Raw genomic sequence first — 20821 nt, 5'->3', positions numbered from 1 at the left:
GGTTTTCTTTTTCTGAACTTTGTAAGCGCATACATAAATCAATATTATGAATTTTGGCACAACAATTGCATTAATAAAAATAAGGGAGGATGTTAGTAGGGATGAAGTCATTATTATGGGTAGCCATTATTTTTCTTTTAAGCGGTTGTACGAATGCACATTCCGAAATCCGATCTTCTTATGATCTAAGTAGGGCCCCATCAGAAGAGTTAGCGGTTGGGAAAAAGTCAATCGTGCTGGCAACAGGTGATGTATCAGGTGTGTACTATCCGCTAGGTGCGGGGTTAATGACGATTTTAGAGGAGTATAATGAGGCTGCTTTTGGTACGAGAGTGACAAATGCCTCGATTCAAAATGCGAAGCTCGTAAGTAGTAACGAGGTTGAACTTGGGATATCGATGGCGGATGTTTTGTATTCTGATGAATTATCACAAAAACATTTAAAGGTATTAACCAATCTTTATCGCAACTATATGCAAATCGTAACGTCAGATCCATCCATTGAATCCTTATCTGACTTAAAAGGGAAGCGAGTCAGTTTAGGTGCAGAAGGAAGTGGCACAAGATTTACGGCAGAAAGGCTGTTAGATACAGCAGGACTTAGTCAAGAGAAAATGGATATTTCGTATTTATCCTTTACCCAATCAGCTGCGGGTATTAACAATGGCACCATTGACGTTGCCTTTCTCTCATCCGGATTACCTAATCCAGTGATTGAACGATTGCTAGAGGAGGAGAACCTTACGTTAGTTAAGGTAGATGAGGAAGCAAGTAAGCGCTTAAATCAGCAGTACGAGGGCTATGATTGGCAAGAAATCCCGAGTCATACATATGAGGGGATAACGGAGCCTACACCGACAGTTACAGTGCAAAACGTGCTGTATGCGAATGAAGAATTATCTAATGAGCTGGCCTATCACATTGTAGAAGGTATTTATGAGCACTTAGATGAATGGGCCGCCTATCATCCGGCTGTTGCAAATATGACGGTTGATGAAGCAGCAACTGATATAGCGATACCACTTCATCCAGGTGCCAAACAATATATAAACGAAGTAGGGGGAAAGTAAAATGAAAAAAGTCATTACGGCATTATCTATTTTTATGTTGCTATGTCTAGCTGCTTGTGGGGCACCAACACCACAAAAATCCGGAGAACAAGCAAGTTCGGAAGGTGGAAACTCAGATAATAAGTCAATTACGGTAGCAGGTAATGGTGGCGTGATTGAACAAACGATAAGAGATGTGATCGCACCGAAATTTGAAGAAGAAACCGGTATTAAAGTGAATTATATCCCAGGATTATCTGGAGAGATCCTTTCTAAAGTAGAGCTACAAAAGAATGCGCCCCATATTGATATCGCTTTTTTTGTACCAACTGATGTTTATCGGGCGAATGAAAAAGATTTAACTGAGATATTAAGTGAAGAGAATGTACCAAACTTCACCAATGTTATTGATGATTTCGTATCTGTTGAGGGTGCGGGGGCGCCTGTTTTTGGCTTAGCCATTGCCCCAGCGTATAATACAGAATCATTCGAAAAGAATGGTTGGGGACCAATTGAATCTTGGAATGACCTTGTATCCGGAGATTATGAAGGGAAAACTGCATTTGTTGATATCACAAATGACTGGGGATTTAATACATTAAACGCTTTAGCAATGGCAAATGGAGGCAGTACAGATAACATTGATCCAGGTATAGAAAAAGCGAAGGAATTGGCAGGTTATTCAACTACTTTCTATAAAAACTCCACACAAGTGATGCCAGCGATTCAACAAGGTGCTGCTGACCTATCTGTCTTAGGTTCTTATGTTATTAGTGATTTAGCTGAATCAGGCATACCGATTAAAATGGCCATTCCAAAAGAAGGAGTTCCACTACAAGCCTTTAGTGCAACTTTAGTGAAGAACACACCGAAAGAAGAGCAAGCTCTCCAATTTATTGATTATCTTGTGAGTGAAGAAGCCCAATCGTTAATTGCAGAGGAAGGATTCTATCCAGTTGTTGAAGGAGTAGATCTACCAGAAAAATATCAAGAATCTATTGGGATAGCAGAGGATGACCCGACATTTAAGCCAGATGTACCTAAATTCGCAGAAATTAGAGCGGAATGGTCAGATCGTTGGAATAAAGAAGTCGTTCCTGAAATTGGCAAACTACTAGAATAATAGAAGAGGAGGCATAATGAGATGACGACAGCGATAAGCGACGTAGAAATTAAGGGAGCTATAAAGAAATTCGGATCAAATATTGTTCTTAATTCCATCGATTTAGAAGTAAAGCAGGGTGAGCTTCTCACCTTGCTTGGCCCTTCTGGGTGCGGGAAATCGACCACTTTAAATTTAATTGCGGGTTTTCTTGAGGCTGACCAAGGAGATGTGTTTATTAAAGGAAAAAAGGTGACAAAGGTGCCTCCATATAAAAGAGATTTGGGCATGGTTTTTCAAACGTATTCTCTTTTTCCACATATGACGGTTTATGACAACTTAAACTTTGGCTTAAAATTAAGAAAAATTGCCAAATCAGAACAAAAAAAGAAAATCGATCGCGTCCTTGAACTTGTGAAGTTATCAGGGTTAGAACAACGCTATCCGCGGGAACTCTCAGGTGGACAAAGACAGCGAGTAGCCATCGCTAGAGCGTTGGTTGTCGAACCGGAATTATTATTATTAGATGAGCCATTATCGAACCTTGATGCGAAATTAAGGCATGAGCTTCGCTTAGAAATCAAAAGGTTACAAAAAGAAATCGGTGTAACGACTATCTTTGTTACCCATGATCAGGAAGAAGCCCTATCGCTTTCCGATCGTGTCGTAGTCATGAATGCAGGTAAGATTGAACAAATTAGTACGCCGACATCCATCTATAAACATCCAAAAACCGAATTTGTTTTTCAATTTATCGGTAAATCTAACTCTTTTGAAGGTATGGTTACATCAACAGATCAAGAGCGGATTATGGTTCAAGCCGGTCAAGAAGTCACATCAGTAAGTTGGGATAATGTGATCGGAGAGAATCGCACCTTCCAAAATGGGGATGAAGTGAAGTTATACATTCGCCCAGAGAACATTCATATTTCTGAGTCACAAGAGGCTGTCGATGGGTATGAACTACATCCGGCGAAAATCACACAACTGAATTACTTAGGGACTTCATGGGAAATAGATGTCGCATTTATGGGGAAATCACTGCAAATATTAACAAATGAGTACCGTTCATCATGGAAAGAGGGAAGCGAGGTGTTTGTTGGATGGAAGCCGCAAGAGCTCAAAATCATCAGAAAAGAGTAGCACCTAAGGAACAACCACCGCAACAAGAGAAGCGCGCGAAAAAACGGAAGCCATGGGCACCTGGCTTATTATTGTTAACATCAATCCTCTTGTTCTTATTTGGATTTTTTGTTGTACCGATGCTATATATTTTGTACTTAAGCTTTATTTCAACTGATAACTTAAGTGGTGAAGGAGCTAGTTACAGTTTATCAAACTATATCACGCTTTTTACCGATAGCTATTATTTAAACTCTTTATGGGTTACGGTTAAGATTAGCTTATTATCTAGTCTAGTTGCGCTCGTATTGGGTTATCCAATCGCCTTGACGATGGCAAAGGCTTCAGCAAAAATACGAGCACTTATTACACTACTCATTGCTTCACCGCTTTTGGTTAGTATTGTTGTTCGTAATTTTGGCTGGTATTTATTACTTCTACCGAATGGGACCGTTAATACACTATTAATGGATCTGGGTCTAATTAGCAAGCCTATGAATTTATTGTTTTCAGAGGTTGGAGTCATTATAGGTCTTTCAAACGCCTATTTACCATTTATGGTACTAGCTATAGTCACAAGCTTATACAATATTGACCCATCATTAGAGAAGGCATCAGCCATATTAGGTGCAAGTCCATTAAGGAACTTCCTATCGATTACATTACCACTGAGCTTACCAGGTATTGTCTCTGGTTGCGTTTTAGTCTTTAGCTTATCGATGAGTGCCTACGTAACACCGGCGCTTATGGGCGGAGCGAATGTGCCTGTGATGCCAGTTGTTGTATACGACCAAATTAATAACCTCTTGCAATGGACATTTGGATCGGCATTATCATACGTTTTGCTTGGGACAACGCTTCTATCAGTCTTTTTATTTACTCGAGGGTTTGAGAAGAGTAAATTCAAGGAGGTGTTCCGTTAATGAATGCAATCGGGAAATTACGCGGAGCATTAGCTGTTATTGGGATTATCTATATCTTAATCCCACTAATCGCTGTCATCCCTGCATCATTTACAAAAGCAAGCTATCCAAGCTTTCCGCCAGAAGGATTTTCGTTTCAATGGTATACGAAAATCTTAGAAAGACCTGAATTCATTGACGCCTTCATGAATAGTTTGCAATTTGCCGTGCTTGCTGCCCTATTTGCTGTTATATTCGGCACACTAGGTGCACTAGCAATTGCCAAGTATGATATTCCCGGAAAGTCAGCGATTACATCCTTTTTAACGGCGCCACTTAGTGTACCTCAGCTTGTATTAGGGATAGCATTATTAATTTACTTTACACCATTAATGCTCGCGGGTACGTCAATAGGATTCCTGATTTCACATATTATCATTTGCATTCCATACGTCATTCGTTTAGTGTTAACCGGCTTAAGTGGTTTTGATTATAATTTAGAAAAAGCCGGAGCAATCTTAGGCGCCAACCCATGGACGGTCTTCTGGAAAATCACGCTTCCATTAATCCGACCAGCAATTATCTCAGGTGGCCTTTTCGCTTTCTTAACATCCTTTGATAATGTAACGGTTTCACTCTTTATGATCTCACCTGAAACACGTACTTTACCAATTGAAATATTCTCTACCATGCAAGATGCTTACAATCCAATTGTTGCCTCTGTATCCAGTGTTGTTATATTCATCTCCGTGATTCTCATCGTCATATTAGAGAAAATCCACGGTGTCGGAAAAGTTTTTGGTGGAGGTCATCATTAATCATTTCTTTTATTTGGCTAAACGCGCACATTTTTTTTGTGCGTGTTTTTCCTCGTTAATGACAACAATAGCAGGGAAAAACAAAGAAGGTCTTGAAAGTTAGACTAATAAATGTATAAGGGTGGACGTAAATGAGAAAATTGAAAGAAATTTATCGGTATCTGTTATTCCGGATGTTTGGAAGAAAGTCTAGAAATACAGGATGGACATTATTTGCTCCATTAAAGATCGTTCCTGAATATATAATTGATATAGAAAATGGCCAAGTGACTGGGCTAGTAAAGTATGATGAGAAAGTTTACTTGACCGTTGTTGTAGATGTTCTGAACGAAAAAACTTTAGTAAAAGGAAGTCTAAGAAGGATTCATAAACATACTAAACCTTTTAAACAACACAACTATATAGAAATGATTGAAGCAGAAGCTAAATATTTGATTGAACCAAATGAGTAATTTTTTCATACAAACCTGAATGTAACAAAAAATTGAATTCTGAACCTATCAGGTCTCACAAAAGTTACTACTTTTAGGAAAAAAATCAAAATTCCTTATCATTTATTGAAGAAGTACAGGTTGGAAACATCAAGTGACCTTAACAGCTATAAAAAGAACAGGGATTTCCTACAATTGGTCACAAAATAGGAATATTGTATCAGAAAAAATTTGAAAAATAGTAAGTTTGTCCAAGCGCAACTGTGATTATTACATATAATGACCTATGAATTATATTAATTTAGGGGGTAATAACATCATGGTTGAATGTAACAGAAATGCCTCAGGCAACTGTTCGGAGGCAGAAGGGGCGAATACAATTGCAAGTGGTGCTACTTCTCATGCGGAAGGTATTGATACTGTAGCAAGCGGCGTTTCTTCTCATGCAGAGGGAAGTACTACAACGGCAGCAGGTGAGGCTTCTCATGCGCAAGGATATGGTAGTCAATCCTTTGGTGGATCTTCCCATGCAGAAGGCTCCTCTACTCAATCAATTGGCGTAGCCTCTCACAGTGAAGGATTTAACACGTTTGCTATCGGTGAGGCTTCGCATGCGGAGGGAAACAATACAGTATCTGAAGGAGATGCGTCGCATGCAGAAGGAGTAAATACCGTTGTTTCTGGAAATTCTGCTCATGCAGAAGGAAGCGGCTCGCGGGCGCTTGGCACAGCCTCTCATGCAGAAGGATTTCAAACTGAAGCAAGCGGTACTGTCTCACATGCAGAGGGATCTGCGTCACTGGCTTTCGGTGAAGCTTCCCATGCAGAAGGGATTCAGTCTACCACAATCGGAGTAGCCGCTCATGCAGAAGGCATTAATACGCAAGCGACGGGGGCATATTCCCATGCCGAAGGAAGTAACACGCAAGCAACGGCTGAAGCTTCCCATGCCGAAGGAAGGGCGAGTATTGCAATCGGGCCCGGTGCCCATGCAGAAGGAATCCTGACGACTGCAGAAGGTTTAGCTGCTCATGCAGAGGGTGAAGAGACGTTGGCAAGTGGGGAGAACTCTCATGCAGAAGGATTTTCAACCGAGGCAAGTGGAGCATTTTCCCATGCAGAAGGTTTTTTTTCTAATGCGACAGGGCCAAACTCTCATGCAGAAGGAAGTCGAACAATAGCCAGTGGCCCTAATTCCCATGCCGAAGGAAGTCTGACAATAGCGACAGGAGATCATTCCCACGCTGAAGGACAAGAAACAACAGCGAGTGGAGCTATGTCTCATGCAGAAGGGATATTCACCATTGCAAGTGGCCAAATGTCCCACGCAGAAGGAATAAATACTAATGCAGCAGGTTTTACAGCTACACATATTATGGGTCGTTATGGAGATGTAGAGGAAGATTATTCATGGTTTATTGGTAATGGAACGAGTAGTATTAGTAGAGGTTTAGGTGCAAAATGGCTAGCCAGTAACGGAGAAATGTACATTGATGGGGCTTCGTATAATACTGGTGGAGCTGACTTCGCAGAAATGTTTGAAACTGTAGATGGTAAAGAAATAGAAGTGGGGTACTTTGTGACACTTGTAGGAAATAAAATCAAAAAAGCAACCTCAGATGATTATATATTAGGAATTACGAGCGCGACTCCTAGTATTATAGGTAATAGTGCAGGATTAAGCTGGCAGGGGCGTTATCAATTAGACGAATGGGGGAGAAGACAATATCAGGAAGTAGAAATCCCAGAAATTAAGGATAAAGAAGGAAATATCCTTATTCCAGCGAGCAAAGAAACCCAACCTGTCATAAATCCATTGTGGGATGCACAAAAAAAATATATTCCACGTGAGAAACGTGCAGAGTGGGTACCGGTTGGTCTAGTGGGGCAAATTCTTTTGAGAGATGATGGCAGTTGTGAAGTGAATAGTTATTGTCGCCCTAATGATGAAGGGATAGCAACACAATCAGAGGAAGGTTTCCGTGTGATTAAAAGGACAGGTCCCAATCAGATACTTGTTTTGTTGAAGCCTAATGATGGTGAAAGTAGACAGTTCATTAATAAGATACAGGACTTGGAGCAACAAAATAAATCAAATCAAACTGAAATTTTACAACTCAAAGAACAACTATCAAAGCAAAATCAGATGTTACAACAGTTATTGGATAATAAATCATGACCATCCTTTAACACATGGTTTGCCCCAACCTATTAATCTTGGTAAATATGTTTCGTATCTGCATCTTCTTTATACCATTTAGCAACGTTTCTCATTTGTTAATTCTTCTGTCTCCGTGCTAAGCAACGGTTAATAGGCGGGGCTTATGCTGTTTTTGCTTCGCCTAAATACCGCCTATGTCTTGAAGGGTATCCGTGTGAAGAATTGAATAAGATGGAAACGATCCAGCACATGAATGGCAGAAGGACCTCATTTATAAGTTATGTAGCTTACTACTTCTTTTATAATAAATCTATTTTAACTTTTTGATAGAGTATACTTTGTAGTAAAGAAAGCCAAGAAGAAAGTATTTAACATGCTACTAATGAAACAAGCAAGCGGCCCTTAGGCGGCTTGCTTGTTATTATCCGTTAAGTTCTGTGTTTTGTATCGCTGGTTTAATATATTTACATAATAATTTCCTCGAGATAGGACCGACGATTAATAACTGTGATGGAAGGGCTACAATGATATTTAAGGCTACTGTTTTTAAATAAGCGGTTAAAATAGAACCTTCAATCCCGACCGTTATCATTGTCAAGATTGTTCCGTATGCTGACATGATGACAACCATCATAGGAACCATACAAAAAGCAAAAACAATAATAAAGTTTAATTCTTTTGTTTGGTCATAAGGTAGAGATCTTGCCAGTTTGTGTGCGATTGGCTCAACGAAAGACTCTGCAATAAAAGCAACAATAAATGTTATAACAAATTGAATCAATGCTTTTTCTACGCTATACGATGAAAACCCGTGTAAAGCAGAGTTGTAAACAGACATGATTAAAACCATCCCAAAACACATGAACAGGCCAAAAATAATGCCTTCTTTTTTATTACTAGGCAAATGAAAAACAACCTTTCTTTTTAGAGAATAAATGTAATTATATCCGTTCCACTTTTTCTTCATAAGTGACATTTCTGTGAATTTTACTAAGAGATTTAATTTCCTTAATATAGCTTTTTGAGTTTTTAACTTAATAAAATCTAGTTTTTTGCTCGTTTAAAATTTATAAAGGTAGAAGTTTAATCAATAGGTACCATTTTCTAGAATCTCCAATGGTGTGCGGAATTTGGAGGGGGTAAGTAGAATATAAATTTGACAAAGATTTAAAGGAAGCAGAGCAGAAGATTGAAGAAACATTAAACTAAAAGAAGATGCCTAGACATCAAAGGTTGCGTGACTTATTTTTAATAATTTGCCGATTTTAGGGTATTCGTTTTAACTCAGGGTAGTAACATTTCAGAAGTAAGTGACCAAGTGAAAATGAGATAAAGCTAGCTTTTGAAGAATTCAAGGAATCTTTAGCTTAGGTACATTTATTCACAATCTGTACAGGAAGCTACCCCTCTTATGGAATAAGAAAAGCCGCCTGGTTTTGGCAGCTCAACCTGAACAAGAGCCCACCATTAATAAAAGGGCGATGTATAATTATTTGTATAGAAAAACTCTTATTCATGTAGAATCAAATGCTATGTAAAATGTAATAAAATATAATTGATAAACATAATAAAATTATAAGGATAAATTGAATGCAAACTCCGATTATACTCAGGATTCTACCTCTTGCTGCCCATTTAGTTTCTCCAATGTATTCCCTGTCTTTAATTACCTTAGAAGAAGTCAAAACCCCGAATACTCCAAATATAATCCCGATATATGGTAATAATATAGACGTTACTCCTAATATCATGGGAAAACGACTTTGTTTAAATGTAGAATCCAAAAATAGTTCCTCCTATATAGAATAATATTATTCATTTTATTCCACTCTAATTGGATTAATACGAGTTTATTATAAAAAAACCATCCAATTAAGATTACTAGAGGAGAACAAATCATATGATTTGGATTTTAGAAACCGTAGCAACAATATTGGATGGTCTTTTATCAATAAGGGATTTTTTGAAAAATAAAAAAAGTAGAAACTTAATCAAGCTAGAAATGTTTAACGTGCAAATGTCTACTAAGTTTTACAACTATTATATGAATGTATCATTACCTTGTTTAAAGTTGAAGCAAAGGGGAGATAGGCTTAGATGGTATGAGAAATTGGTCAAAATGGAAATCATAACCCATTTCGTGCAATAAAAGAAACAAGCAATGATGATGCTTGTTTCTTAAATCATTTTTGCAGTATATATTGAAAACACCGTTTCGCAGTTGCTTCCGGTGCAACGAGAATAGGGGTGTTTGTTGTTACTTGGTTAGCTACATGTGCCATGCTGTATTGCGAGAGGACGATGACGTCTACTTTCCCATCCATTTCCGCCACCATTCCCCGGACTCTTTCGTCATGTTCTTCTTTTTTCCCTTGGAAGAGTAAATGAATGATGCCAGGATCAACAACAGATTCAATGGCACAGTTTGGTTGGCGTGCTTGTAAGTAATTAATTAGCGCTTCAGGTGTTTCCCTGACGGTAGAGATTAATCCGATTCGATTATACTCTAAAGCCTCATCTAGCATCGCTTCGTCTGAACGGAACATTTTCACCCGACAAAGTGGTTGAAGGATTGTGGTTAAAGGGTTGAATGCCGAACATGTTAGCTGAATGCAATCAGGGCGAGCTTCCGCCGCTAAGGAGACAGATTTTGAGAAGCGGCGAGCAATTTCCGGTGTCAATGAGCCGCTTTCTTCAATCATCGTCAGTAAGTGAGTATCCATAAAATGTAATAATTCAACTTCAGGCGCCACTTTTCTGAACGCTTCTTCTATAGGCTTTAAGGCAGTCGTTGTTGCGTGTATTAAGGCAACCTTCATTTTATCTATCACCTCATCCTTTCCGCTTCGTGCTTTCCTTTCCGAGCAGTTAATTGTATTCTCTATAGTATATCTAATAAACAATGAAAATAGTATAAAAACTAATGAAGGAGAGAAAGAGATGAATTGGGATTGGCAGAAAAGACTTTCTCCGGAGAAAGGAAAACCTTACTTTCAACAGTTGATGAGCTTTTTAGAACAGGAATATCGGCATCATACGATTTATCCTGTAAAGAAAAATATCTTTAATGCGTTGGAATACACGAGCTTTGAAGAGACGAAGGTAGTGATACTTGGTCAAGACCCCTATCATGGTGCCAATCAGGCGCATGGCTTAAGCTTTTCGGTCCAACCTGGTGTAAAAATTCCTCCGTCTCTACGAAATATATATAAAGAATTAGCAACAGATATTGGTTGTCCCATACCTAACCATGGTTGCCTCATTTCTTGGGCGAAGCAGGGGGTATTATTATTAAATACGGTATTAACAGTAAGAGAAGGAGAGGCCAATGCTCATCGCGGGAAAGGATGGGAAGAGTTTACGAATCATATTATTACTTCTTTCAATCATAGAGAGAAGCCTGTTATTTTTGTGTTGTGGGGAAAACCAGCGCAAGCGAAGTTAAAGTTAATTAATACAGAAAAACATGCCACTATCCTCGCTCCCCATCCGAGTCCGTTATCAGCCCATAGAGGCTTCTTTGGTAGCAAGCCATTCTCAAAAATCAATCAAAAATTGCTAGAATGGGGAGAAACACCGATAGATTGGAAAATAGACAATATATAAGACTTTTCGTCATGTTTCACGTGAAACGGAAGGGAGGTTGTCGAATTGCCAGAGCAAAAGCTAAGCTGTGTGAAATGTAAATATTTTTATGTTACATGGGATCAAAGATTTCCAAGAGGTTGCAAGGCATTTGGTTTTAAAACAAAAAAGTGGCCATCGGTGGAGGTTCTTGCTGCATCAGGGCAATCGTGTTTGCGTTTTGAAAAGAAGAACTGATACACTGTAGGAAGAAAAAGATGGTAGATGAAGTAGGTGAATACATGAGTATTTCAATCGAGAAAATGCTAAGTAAAATGGAAGCTGAGATTAATGAGGCGAAAGGTTTAAACGAGTCGGCAGTAAGAGAAAGAGTCCATGCTATTAAAACGCTGTGTGAAGTGATTCTTGATCAATCAACGGGAGCAGTAAGGGCGGCGCAAACGCAGCAACAACCGATGATAACTCCCCAGACGAATAATCCCGCGCCTCAACAGGTGAGCCTGAATGAAAAGCCAATGAAAATGGGTGATGAGGCAAACGGTGAGTCGATTTTTGATTTTTAAGGAGTTGTGCTTGTTTTACCTGTTATACTAAATACATACTTAAAAGAAAGAGGCTGAAAATAAATGAAGCTATTCATTATTATTGGAGCGATTTTTGCCTTTCTAGCCGTTGCATTTGGTGCGTTTGGAGCCCATGCATTAGAAGGTAAAGTAGTAGGCAAGTATATGGATAATTGGCAAACAGCTGTACAATATCAAATGTTCCATGCTATTGGGATTTTTATTGTTGCTTTATTATTATCAAAAATGCCGGACTCTTCCTTATTAACTTGGTCTGGCTGGTTAATGGCATTTGGTATCTTATTTTTCTCTGGAAGTTTATATATTTTAGCATTAACGAAAATCTCCATATTAGGCGCCATTACACCTATTGGTGGTGTAGCATTCCTTATAGGTTGGGTACTTATTCTCGTGTTTGCTGTAAAACACCTATAATCATAAGGAAGGGCTGAACATTTATGATGTTCAGCCCTTTTTTTCATTATCTTGGGTTGTATTGAGTTAATTGCGCCGGATAATAGTATTCAATCTCCTCAGGAAAAACAACATAATCTAAATAAATCATTGGGATTAAGTAGCGCTCACCTGTTTCGGGATCACTAATAATGACATGATCACGTCCAGCTGCTTCAATGATGCCTTTAAACACTTTGGCATTCCACTGTGAGTTGTTTTCAAATGTTGTATAGATAGATGCAAGCTTGCCGCGGTTTAATCTGAGAATATTTTCAATATAGGATTGTTCCATTGGCAGTTGACCTGTTGATTGACCTTGAACGTTCGTTGGCATCCCTTGTGTTGGTATGTTTACTTGAGGTGGTTGAGTGTTGTAATTATTCTGTTGAGGCTGCTGCTGATATTGGTTAAGTTGCTGTTGTTGTTGGGGATACCCTCCATAATAAGGATAACCTTGTTGAGTCATTGCACTTCCCTCCAAATAAATTAATAAACAGATGGGCAATCTGATTCGGTAGGGATGTAAAAACAGTGTGATTTAAACCTACCTGAATTCCATTGGTTATACCATTGTGCTGGACAATCGCCACCTGGTCTAAAAAACCATAAAGCATTACTAGCAGGGTGTTGCCTTTCGCCTTTTAAAGCTCTTCTTGCTAAGTTCAATTCATTCGATCGTGCCGCTTGATAAAAATAGCCTTTCTGGGTTGCTTCAAACCCGCCAGGATTTTGAAAAACCATCTGTCTAATGGATGTAATGTCTTTAAAATCCAAGCAATTACCAAGGACGCGATTGACGCCGACATTGCCAACCATTAGCATACCAAGATTACCATCACCTTCTGCTTCTGCACGCAAAAGTCTTGCAAGTAACTTTACATCTGCTTCTGTGTAGGCTATCACACCCATACAATCACCTCTTAACAAGTTTGCCATGTTGCTAGATAGAGGCTTATTCATAAACTCACTATTTATAACTATGTATAAGCCTTTTCTTTTATGACAAAAAAACTCCCGCCAATAAATTGACGGGAACCATTTCGTTTAATTAACATGTAAAAACTTATTTACACCATTTTCTGGTAAAAGATTACCAACATAGAAGGCACCGAACTCTCCGTAACGAGCACTTACTTCATCAAAACGCATTTCGTATACGAGCTTTTTGAACTGTAGTACATCATCGGAAAATAAAGTGACGCCCCACTCATAATCATCAAATCCGACTGAACCAGTGATGATTTGTTTGACTTTACCAGCGTAAGAGCGTCCGATGAGGCCGTGGCTACGCATTAATTCACGACGTTGATCCATCGGAAGCATATACCAGTTGTCTTCACCTTGTCTGCGCTTATCCATTGGGTAGAAACAAACATATTTCGCTTGCGGAAGAGTTGGATATAATCGACTTCTCACATGAGGATTCTGATAAGGATCTTCATTAGAATCTCCTGCCATATAGTTACTTAATTCAACGACAGATACATAAGAGAAAGTCGGAACCGTATATTCTGCTAATTTTGTTTTATTAAATTCATTTTCTAGCTCATTTAGTTCTTCCATTGTTGGGCGTAAAAGCATCATCATAAAGTCTGCTTTTTGACCGACAATCGTATATAGTGCATGGCTACCTTGCTCGGCAGCTTGCGTTGTGTTCCATTTATCAACCAGTGATAGAAATTCGTGAATAGCGGCTTCACGTTCATCGCTAGAAATCATTTTCCATGTAGTCCAATCGATGGCACGGAAGTCATGGAGACAATACCAGCCGTCAAGAGTTTTTGCTGCTTCGTTCATTGTCATCGCTCCTCATATATGTACTATTTACTTCATGTTTACTATAACATAGTTTAGCCAGCAAACCACACGATTAAAACTAGCTCGTGTTGATTAGTTATTTTGCTTAATGGATAGGTTATAAGTATGATATGAAAGAAGCGTATCATTGCACTGTTTGATTTAAAGGATTTCATTTTTTAGAATTAACCGACATTTGTCTTTTCTATTGCTATTTAACGAGCGGTCTATTGTAATGGAGGAAGAGAAAAATAATTCATTTAAATGATTAATTGGAGGGGCTTATAGATGAGCAACTTATTTGAAATAATGAAAGCAAAAATAACTGGGAAGAGCTTGAAAATCGTTTTTCCTGAAGGTACAGATGCTAGAATTCTTGTTGCTGCCAGTCGCTTAGCTGAGGAAGGCATTCTTGCACCTATTTTACTTGGAGATCAAGAGACAATTACTAATCAGGCCGCTAAACTAGGGGCTTCTTTAGTGAATTGTACAATCATTGACCCGAAAAAAAGTGAGTTTATGGATGAATTGATTCCTGCATTCGTTGACAGGAGAAAAGGGAAAGTAACAGAGGAAGAAGCAAAGGGAATTCTTTTGGATGAAAATTATTTTGGGACGATGCTTGTTTATGTAAACAAAGCAGACGGCTTGGTAAGTGGGGCGGCACACTCAACAGCTGACACTGTCAGACCGGCATTACAAATCATTAAAACAAAAGCAGGGGTGAAACGGACCTCTGGCGTATTTATTATGGTTCGCGGGGAAGAACAATACGTATTTGCTGACTGTGCGATCAATATTTCCCCTGATGCAGAAGGATTAGCAGAAATCGCTGTAGAGAGTGCAAAAACAGCAAAAATGGTAGATATTGATCCTCGTGTGGCCATGTTGAGCTTTTCGACAAAAGGATCTGCCATTTCTCCAGAAACGGATAAGGTCATTGAGGCAGTAACTATGGCAAAAGAAAAAAATCCAGAGCTTGTCATTGATGGAGAGCTTCAGTTTGACGCAGCGTTCGTTCCGTCTGTCGCAGAAAAGAAAGCGCCGGGTTCACCCATCGAGGGACAAGCAAATGTCTTTGTATTCCCAAGCCTGGAAGCAGGGAATATTGGCTATAAGCTAGCGCAAAGATTAGGTGGATTTGAAGCGGTAGGACCAATTTTACAAGGTTTGAATCAACCGGTTAATGATCTTTCTCGCGGTTGTAATGAGGAAGATGTCTATAAGCTTGCGATTATTACGGCTAGCCAAGCTTTAGCTGAATAGTAAAGGAGCAGAGGGAATGGAAGAGGCTTTAAATTTATTGGAACAGAAAGAATGGCGTATCATTGATCAGTCCCAATCAGGGCGATTTGTCAGTGCCCTTCACTCTTTCGGTATGGATGATACTTTATGCGCTTCGGTTGGGTCGGGACTCTCTCCTGCTACTGCAAGAAGCTGGGTGCATGACCGCACAATCGTACTTGGTATTCAAGATACAAAACTGCCTTTTATTAACGAAGGGGTTCAATTTTTACAACAACAAGGCTATGACTGTATTGTGCGAAATTCAGGTGGGCTTGCAGTTGTCCTCGACGAAGGTGTCTTGAATATTACGTTAGTATTGCAGGAAACGGAAAAAGGCATTGATATTAACCGTGGATATGACGCGATGTGGTTTTTGGTGAAAGAAATGTTCGCTGATTTTCCCGTAGAGATTGAAGCGAAGGAAATCACCAAGTCCTACTGCCCGGGGAGTTATGATCTGAGCATAGGCGACCAGAAATTTGCAGGTATTTCACAACGTAGGTTGCGAAAAGGTGTCGCTGTGCAAATCTACCTTTGTGTAAATGGTAGTGGTAGTGAACGAGCGCAACTCATTCAAGAATTTTATCGTATTAGTAAAAAGGATGAAAAGACTAAGTTTGTTTATCCTGATATTGATCCAACAGTAATGGCTTCGCTAGCAGAATTGCTACAAACGGAATTCACCATAGAAGATGTGATGCTCCGCTTTCTACAGACATTAAAAAAACATAGTGGCACGCTTCACTCAGGTCAGTTAACCGTCACTGAAGCGCCAATGTTTGAAAACTATTTCGACCGTGTAGTCGATAGAAACGAAAAAATCATGAACAAGAAATAATATGGGGCTGGGCAACTTCGATATAAATCTTAATCTAGTAAGTAACGCTCAATTAAAAAATAACTGAGTAGCTGGTTCAGCCTTTTACTCAGTTATTTTTATAAGTGTTTGTGACAAAGCACATTCATATCATTTATTCTGCTAGTTTTTCTAAATTGCCATTACGATCCATTTTGAATTTAGTAGCAGTTCTTTCTTCATCATCTAAAATCGCTAATTTTCGAGCACGGTTCATAATATTCATTAATGTCTCGTAATCTTCTTGGATAGTGACACTATTCTGCTCTAGCTTACTTACTCTTGCTTCTAATTCTTGGTTTCTAGCCTTTAAGGAAGCATTCTCGCGCTTAAGTCTTTCATTCTCATTTTTTAAGATCTCCAGTTTCATACTTGAGTGACTTAATGATTCAAGGTATTGAATGACACTGGCCATCGTCATATTAGATGATGAAGTTTCCTCCGTTTTGAATATAGGTGTTTGCACTTCTTCAGTAGGAGTCACATTAGGTGTTGTCACTTCAGGTTCTTCAAATAGTAAATCATTCATTGGCTCCATCGCTGCTTCTACGTCATCTAATGTAGGCACGGGTGGTGAATATAATAGTTTCTTCTTTCCACCTTGATCTTTGCCGAGCATTCTTTGTCGTTGTTTTCTTTGTTTCTTTGCTAGTTGAAGGGCTTTTTCATATTGATGCCTTACAACTGCATTCCAGCGAAAACCACAAGCTGCTGATGTGCGATTCAACTTATCGCCAACCTCTTCAAATGCATTTAATTGCGTACTACCTTCACGTACATGCCTTAAAACCGTTTCTGCTAATAATAAATCATTTTCCTCTGACCATGCATCTTGACGTACTTTCATGATCTCAACTCCCTAAATTTTTATAATAGTTAAGCTTTAGCAATAGGATTGTCAAGAATACAAGGTTTTATACATTCTATGTTTGAAAGGATAGTAGAAGATGATTTCTAATAGATACGTATGGTAAATGATGTTAAAAATGTCGAAAAAAATTCTCATTTCGCCAAAAAACAACTAGGACAGGGGTTCGATTGCGCAAGAGAGGTTGGTCTATTACATTCGGGGGGTGAAACAAAAGAAAGAGAAAGATATAATAGGGGAAGAAAAAACTGATGAAGAGCAGTCAAATGTTTAAATATAAAAAAAGAAGTTAATATATTGTTTAGGTCTATGTGAAAAGGGAGGTGTCATTATGTCATATGCGACAGAAAAATTAACTGAGGAAAAGGTATTCAAAGATCCTGTTCATCGTTATATTCACGTGAAAGATCGTCTTATCTGGGATTTGATCGGTACAAAAGAATTCCAACGTCTACGCAGGATTAAACAGTTAGGAACAACCTTTCTTACCTTTCACGGAGCGGAACATAGCCGGTTTAATCATTCGCTTGGTGTCTATGAAATTGTTAGGCGAATTGTCGATGATGTCTTCAAAGGGCGTCCAGAGTGGAATGACGACGATCGTTTATTAACCCTTTGTGCAGCATTGTTACATGATTTAGGTCATGGGCCATTCTCTCATTCCTTTGAAAAGGTATTTGGCTTAGATCATGAAAATTTCACAAAGAAAATTATCCTCAGTAATACAGAAGTTAACCAAGTGTTAAGGCGAGTGAGTGATAATTTCCCTAAAAGAGTAGAAGAAGTAATTGCGAAAACGTCTAAAAATAAATTAGTTGTCAGTTTAATCTCTAGTCAAATTGATGCTGACCGGATGGATTACTTACAAAGAGATGCCTATTTTACAGGCGTGAGTTATGGTCATTTTGATATGGAGCGTATTTTACGTGTGATGAGGCCAAGGGAAGACCAGGTTGTGATTAAACAAAGTGGCATGCATGCTGTTGAGGATTACATAATGAGTCGATACCAAATGTATTGGCAAGTGTATTTTCATCCTGTAACGAGAAGTGCAGAAGTGATATTAACAAAAATTCTCCATAGGGCAAAGGCTTTGTATGAAGAAGCTTATCAGTTTAAACAAGCCCCTGCGCATTTTTATTCTTTATTTAAAGGGGAAATAACAGTGGATGATTACATTCATCTCGATGAATCAATTGTTCTATACTATTTCCAAATGTGGCAGTGGGAAGAAGACGAGATTTTAAGTGATTTAGCGCAACGTTTCTTAGATCGCCATCTCTTTAAGTATGTTGAATTTGACCCGGCCAAGGAATATAAGAAGCTGTCAGAGCTGTCTATATTATTTTTAAAAGCGGGAATTGACCCTGAATATTACTTAGTTGTCGATTCTTCCTCTGATCTACCCTATGATTTTTATCGACCGGGTGAAGAAGAAGAGCGTTTACCAATTCATTTATTATCGAAAAATGGAGAGGTAAGGGAATTATCGCGGGAATCATCGATTGTGGATGCCATCTCAGGTAAAAGGCGGACAGACCATAAATTATACTATCCTGCCAATCTTCTCCACGATGAAGGGCAACATAAAGAGATTAAGAAACAAATACGAAAATTACTAGATATAGAGTAAAAAAGTTCGAATGAAACGTAAAAAATAATTAGGAGATGAATCAATGTGCTGAAAGACCATGCAAAAATCATTCATGCCATTGCTGCCTCGGATGAAATTGTTGGCCGTAAAAAGCTACAAAAAATGATTTACATTGCAAAAAAAATCAATTATCCATTTCATGAGAAATTTGCCTTTCACTTTTATGGACCCTATTCAGAAGAACTCACTCTTCGGATTGAAGAACTGTGCAATATGGGATTTTTGAATGAAATCAAAGAAAAAAAAGGTGGATACTATCAATATCGTTATACATTAACTGAATCGGGAACAGAATTTCTAGAATTAAATAAAGTAAATATGCCTCATTTAAAAGACTGTCTCGTAGATATGAATGGACAATCAGCAAGATTTCTAGAGCTAGTATCCACTGTCTTATATTTCGAGGACCTACCTAAAGAAGAAGTAAAGGAAAAGATTTTCACACTCAAAAGCAAACAACGCTATACAGAAGAAGAGATTAACCAAGCTTATTATTATATCGATACCTTAAATACAAAAGCCGCTATCCTTTCATAGGAGCGGTCTTTTTAATATTGTGATGCTCGTGTGAAAAGGAGCGACTTCTATGTAATAAAAATCGGGTGTTTCCGTTATTTAAATGAGGAAATAGAGATGCAAGATAGTTTGCGCGTCACTCAGAAGGAAAAACGAGGATGACACATAGCTTATGTTTGTACGCTTTTTTAAGTAATCGAAATGTAATCGCTCTTTATATTTGCAGATTGTGGTACAACATTTAACTAATTTCGGTTTCTCTTCAAGACTAGTGCAACGTCTGATAGAAATCGGAGCTTTTCTCTCTATGGCTGATTGGATTCATGCGGAAATGCGTCAAAAAAGGCAATGGAAGAAAAAATTGATTGGATATAGACAGAGAAAAGGGTATCCACAATCATACGCAAAGATAGCTGCAGAACAAAAATGTCAAAGCTTTCCTAACCTGAGGGAAGGGCGATTAAAATATGTGTAAATCCAACAATACATTATTGTAGTAAACAGATACAAAAAAATAACCGGCACCAACGTATAACTAAGATCATCGGTACCGATAGATTTCAATCTTGTATTTATTGGTCGCTCAAACGCTTGCCACCAACAGCGTAATGGTTCTTGCTCATTTCTTCGATAAATACAGTGATGTTTTCATTTGGAGCACCTGTTGTTTCGCTCACGGCTACTGTGACTTTTTCTACGAGTGCTTTCTTTTGATCTTCTGTGCGTCCTTCAAGCATTTTAACAGTTACGTATGGCATAAGTTCTTCCTCCTAAATGAAATTCGCGCTGTTTCTGAACAACGATTATTTTAAGTTTTCCATATTTTCTTCATTTAGACAAGCAAATTTATAGTAGCGCATGATTTCCTTATTGCAGGAATAATGCGTTATACTTTAATATGTATGACAAAGATAGGGTCTACATATGGTTAAAGAAAAGGTATAAAACACTCATTTTTGAGTTGAAAAAGGGGATTAAAGTGTGGAACAATTTTTAGCCTATCCACTTAGGGATATTCCCTATGTAGCTATCACGTTAATTATTGCCTTCACTCTTCATGAGCTTGCCCATGCGTGGGTCGCCTATAAATTTGGTGATCCAACGGCAAAAAATCAAGGCAGATTGACGTTGAATCCCATTAGTCATTTAGACCCGATTGGGACACTCTTAATTTTTATAGCGGGTTTTGGGTGGGCGAGACCAGTCCCTGTAAACCGCTTCTTTTTTAAAAGGCCAAGGCTTGCTGGTGTGTGCGTTTCCTTAGCTGGTCCATTGAGTAATTTTGTTTTGGCTACATTTGCTTTAGGGTTATGGTATTGGTTAATTGGAAATGGTTATACAGTGCCTGAGTCGTTGCTCGCGTTTCTCAATATTTTTATTGGTCTAAATATGCTTCTTTTCATATTTAATTTAATCCCTTTGCCACCTTTAGATGGCTATCGGGTGATAGCGGATTTAGTACCAAATGATTGGCGAGCGAAGATGACGTCAATTGAGAATTATGGAGGTCTTATTTTTCTCATCCTTGTGATTACACCGCTCAGTCAATATACGATTAGCCCTATCCTGAATACATTACTTCCAGCGATTATGGAAAACCTAAGCGCATTCTTTTATACATTATTTGTGAGATCATAGATGAAGGAGGAGTTTC

24 protein-coding genes are annotated in these 20821 nt (G+C 38.5%); 17 read left to right on the top strand and 7 right to left on the bottom strand.

The genetic code is table 11. The annotated features are described in order from the left end of the window. Positions 1-101: 101 nt before the first annotated feature. The 7 genes from H9655_RS17275 to H9655_RS17245 all read left to right on the top strand — a co-directional run bounded on the left by H9655_RS17275 (position 102) and on the right by H9655_RS17245 (position 7603). Positions 102-1070: a TAXI family TRAP transporter solute-binding subunit gene (locus tag H9655_RS17275; RefSeq protein ID WP_191816343.1), complete on the top strand. Its 969-nt coding sequence runs from the start codon at positions 102-104 to the stop codon at positions 1068-1070. A gap of 1 nt (position 1071) precedes the next feature. After that, entirely contained in the window at positions 1072-2172 is a 1101-nt protein-coding gene (locus tag H9655_RS17270; RefSeq protein ID WP_191816340.1) for an ABC transporter substrate-binding protein, read from the top strand. A 21-nt stretch (positions 2173-2193) separates the two neighbouring features. Next, positions 2194-3294 carry an ABC transporter ATP-binding protein gene (locus tag H9655_RS17265; protein ID WP_191816339.1) on the top strand — a complete coding sequence of 367 codons (1101 nt, stop codon included), beginning with the start codon at positions 2194-2196 and terminating at the stop codon, positions 3292-3294. After that, positions 3255-4196: an ABC transporter permease gene (locus H9655_RS17260; RefSeq protein ID WP_191816336.1), complete on the top strand. Its 942-nt coding sequence runs from the start codon at positions 3255-3257 to the stop codon at positions 4194-4196. Before H9655_RS17265 ends, H9655_RS17260 begins: the two co-directional genes overlap by 40 nt. After that, complete coding sequence (locus H9655_RS17255) at positions 4196-4993, top strand: ABC transporter permease (RefSeq protein ID WP_095371498.1); 798 nt, start codon at positions 4196-4198, stop codon at positions 4991-4993. The genes H9655_RS17260 and H9655_RS17255 overlap by 1 nt, the downstream gene beginning before the upstream one ends. A 131-nt stretch (positions 4994-5124) precedes the next feature. Beyond that, on the top strand, positions 5125-5445 hold the full coding sequence (locus H9655_RS17250; protein ID WP_191816334.1) for a hypothetical protein: 321 nt from the start codon (positions 5125-5127) through the stop codon (positions 5443-5445). A 298-nt stretch (positions 5446-5743) separates the two neighbouring features. Beyond that, complete coding sequence (locus tag H9655_RS17245; protein WP_191816331.1) at positions 5744-7603, top strand: peptidase G2 autoproteolytic cleavage domain-containing protein; 1860 nt, start codon at positions 5744-5746, stop codon at positions 7601-7603. Between the two features lie 403 nt (positions 7604-8006). Here H9655_RS17245 and H9655_RS17240 read toward each other — a convergent pair whose 3' ends face one another. Together H9655_RS17240 and H9655_RS17235 are read right to left on the bottom strand one after the other, a co-directional pair. After that, positions 8007-8447 (bottom strand): DUF2798 domain-containing protein, encoded by a 441-nt coding sequence (locus H9655_RS17240; RefSeq protein WP_225230720.1) that lies wholly within the window; start codon positions 8445-8447, stop codon positions 8007-8009. 1321 nt (positions 8448-9768) lie between these two features. Further along, positions 9769-10404 carry an aspartate/glutamate racemase family protein gene (locus H9655_RS17235; protein ID WP_191816327.1) on the bottom strand — a complete coding sequence of 212 codons (636 nt, stop codon included), beginning with the start codon at positions 10402-10404 and terminating at the stop codon, positions 9769-9771. 121 nt (positions 10405-10525) lie between these two features. Between H9655_RS17235 and H9655_RS17230 the strand changes: the two genes are divergently transcribed. The 4 genes from H9655_RS17230 to H9655_RS17215 all read left to right on the top strand — a co-directional run bounded on the left by H9655_RS17230 (position 10526) and on the right by H9655_RS17215 (position 12168). Then, the gene (locus tag H9655_RS17230; RefSeq protein ID WP_191816325.1) at positions 10526-11191 is read left to right on the top strand and encodes a uracil-DNA glycosylase; all 666 of its coding nucleotides are present in this window, start codon (positions 10526-10528) and stop codon (positions 11189-11191) included. 45 nt (positions 11192-11236) lie between these two features. Beyond that, positions 11237-11407 (top strand): uracil-DNA glycosylase, encoded by a 171-nt coding sequence (locus tag H9655_RS17225; RefSeq protein ID WP_191816323.1) that lies wholly within the window; start codon positions 11237-11239, stop codon positions 11405-11407. A 44-nt stretch (positions 11408-11451) separates the two neighbouring features. Then, on the top strand, positions 11452-11733 hold the full coding sequence (locus tag H9655_RS17220) for a YwdI family protein (RefSeq protein WP_191816321.1): 282 nt from the start codon (positions 11452-11454) through the stop codon (positions 11731-11733). 63 nt (positions 11734-11796) lie between these two features. Continuing rightward, positions 11797-12168: a DUF423 domain-containing protein gene (locus H9655_RS17215; protein WP_191816319.1), complete on the top strand. Its 372-nt coding sequence runs from the start codon at positions 11797-11799 to the stop codon at positions 12166-12168. A gap of 46 nt (positions 12169-12214) precedes the next feature. On the opposite strand, the gene gerQ is transcribed toward H9655_RS17215, so the two are convergent. The 3 genes from gerQ to hemQ form a co-directional block, all read right to left on the bottom strand. Beyond that, positions 12215-12655, bottom strand: a complete 441-nt coding sequence (gene gerQ / locus H9655_RS17210) for a spore coat protein GerQ (RefSeq protein ID WP_191816316.1) — start codon at positions 12653-12655, stop codon at positions 12215-12217. Between the two features lie 20 nt (positions 12656-12675). After that, positions 12676-13098 (bottom strand): cell wall hydrolase, encoded by a 423-nt coding sequence (locus tag H9655_RS17205; protein ID WP_191816315.1) that lies wholly within the window; start codon positions 13096-13098, stop codon positions 12676-12678. Between the two features lie 135 nt (positions 13099-13233). Further along, a complete protein-coding gene (gene hemQ, locus H9655_RS17200) occupies positions 13234-13986 on the bottom strand; it encodes a hydrogen peroxide-dependent heme synthase (protein WP_191816314.1) in 753 nt (250 codons plus the stop codon). A 288-nt stretch (positions 13987-14274) separates the two neighbouring features. Here hemQ and pta point away from each other — a divergent pair, with 288 nt between their 5' ends. Both pta and H9655_RS17190 read left to right on the top strand, forming a co-directional pair. Further along, on the top strand, positions 14275-15252 hold the full coding sequence (gene pta / locus H9655_RS17195; RefSeq protein ID WP_191816313.1) for a phosphate acetyltransferase: 978 nt from the start codon (positions 14275-14277) through the stop codon (positions 15250-15252). 16 nt (positions 15253-15268) lie between these two features. Continuing rightward, complete coding sequence (locus tag H9655_RS17190; protein ID WP_191816311.1) at positions 15269-16111, top strand: lipoate--protein ligase family protein; 843 nt, start codon at positions 15269-15271, stop codon at positions 16109-16111. Positions 16112-16244: 133 nt separating this feature from the next. Here H9655_RS17190 and H9655_RS17185 read toward each other — a convergent pair whose 3' ends face one another. Then, on the bottom strand, positions 16245-16976 hold the full coding sequence (locus H9655_RS17185) for an RsfA family transcriptional regulator (RefSeq protein WP_225230713.1): 732 nt from the start codon (positions 16974-16976) through the stop codon (positions 16245-16247). A 352-nt stretch (positions 16977-17328) separates the two neighbouring features. On the opposite strand from H9655_RS17185, the gene H9655_RS17180 reads away from it, so the two are divergent. From H9655_RS17180 to H9655_RS17170, 3 genes are all read left to right on the top strand, one after another. Next, positions 17329-18630, top strand: a complete 1302-nt coding sequence (locus H9655_RS17180) for an HD domain-containing protein (RefSeq protein WP_191816309.1) — start codon at positions 17329-17331, stop codon at positions 18628-18630. A gap of 45 nt (positions 18631-18675) precedes the next feature. Then, on the top strand, positions 18676-19188 hold the full coding sequence (locus tag H9655_RS17175) for a YwgA family protein (protein ID WP_191816307.1): 513 nt from the start codon (positions 18676-18678) through the stop codon (positions 19186-19188). A 199-nt stretch (positions 19189-19387) separates the two neighbouring features. Further along, positions 19388-19642, top strand: coding sequence for a hypothetical protein (locus H9655_RS17170; protein ID WP_225230712.1), 255 nt, complete (start codon positions 19388-19390; stop codon positions 19640-19642). 97 nt (positions 19643-19739) lie between these two features. Here H9655_RS17170 and H9655_RS17165 read toward each other — a convergent pair whose 3' ends face one another. Further along, complete coding sequence (locus H9655_RS17165) at positions 19740-19925, bottom strand: 2-hydroxymuconate tautomerase (protein WP_191816303.1); 186 nt, start codon at positions 19923-19925, stop codon at positions 19740-19742. Positions 19926-20148: 223 nt separating this feature from the next. Here H9655_RS17165 and H9655_RS17160 point away from each other — a divergent pair, with 223 nt between their 5' ends. Beyond that, positions 20149-20805 carry a site-2 protease family protein gene (locus tag H9655_RS17160; protein WP_191816301.1) on the top strand — a complete coding sequence of 219 codons (657 nt, stop codon included), beginning with the start codon at positions 20149-20151 and terminating at the stop codon, positions 20803-20805. Positions 20806-20821 lie beyond the last annotated feature (16 nt).

The organism is Cytobacillus stercorigallinarum, assembly GCF_014836495.1.
GTDB classification, from domain to species: domain Bacteria; phylum Bacillota; class Bacilli; order Bacillales; family Cytobacillaceae; genus Cytobacillus; species Cytobacillus stercorigallinarum.
The sequence above is the reverse complement of the archived record's forward strand: the minus strand, read 5'-3'. Positions and strand labels throughout refer to the sequence as shown.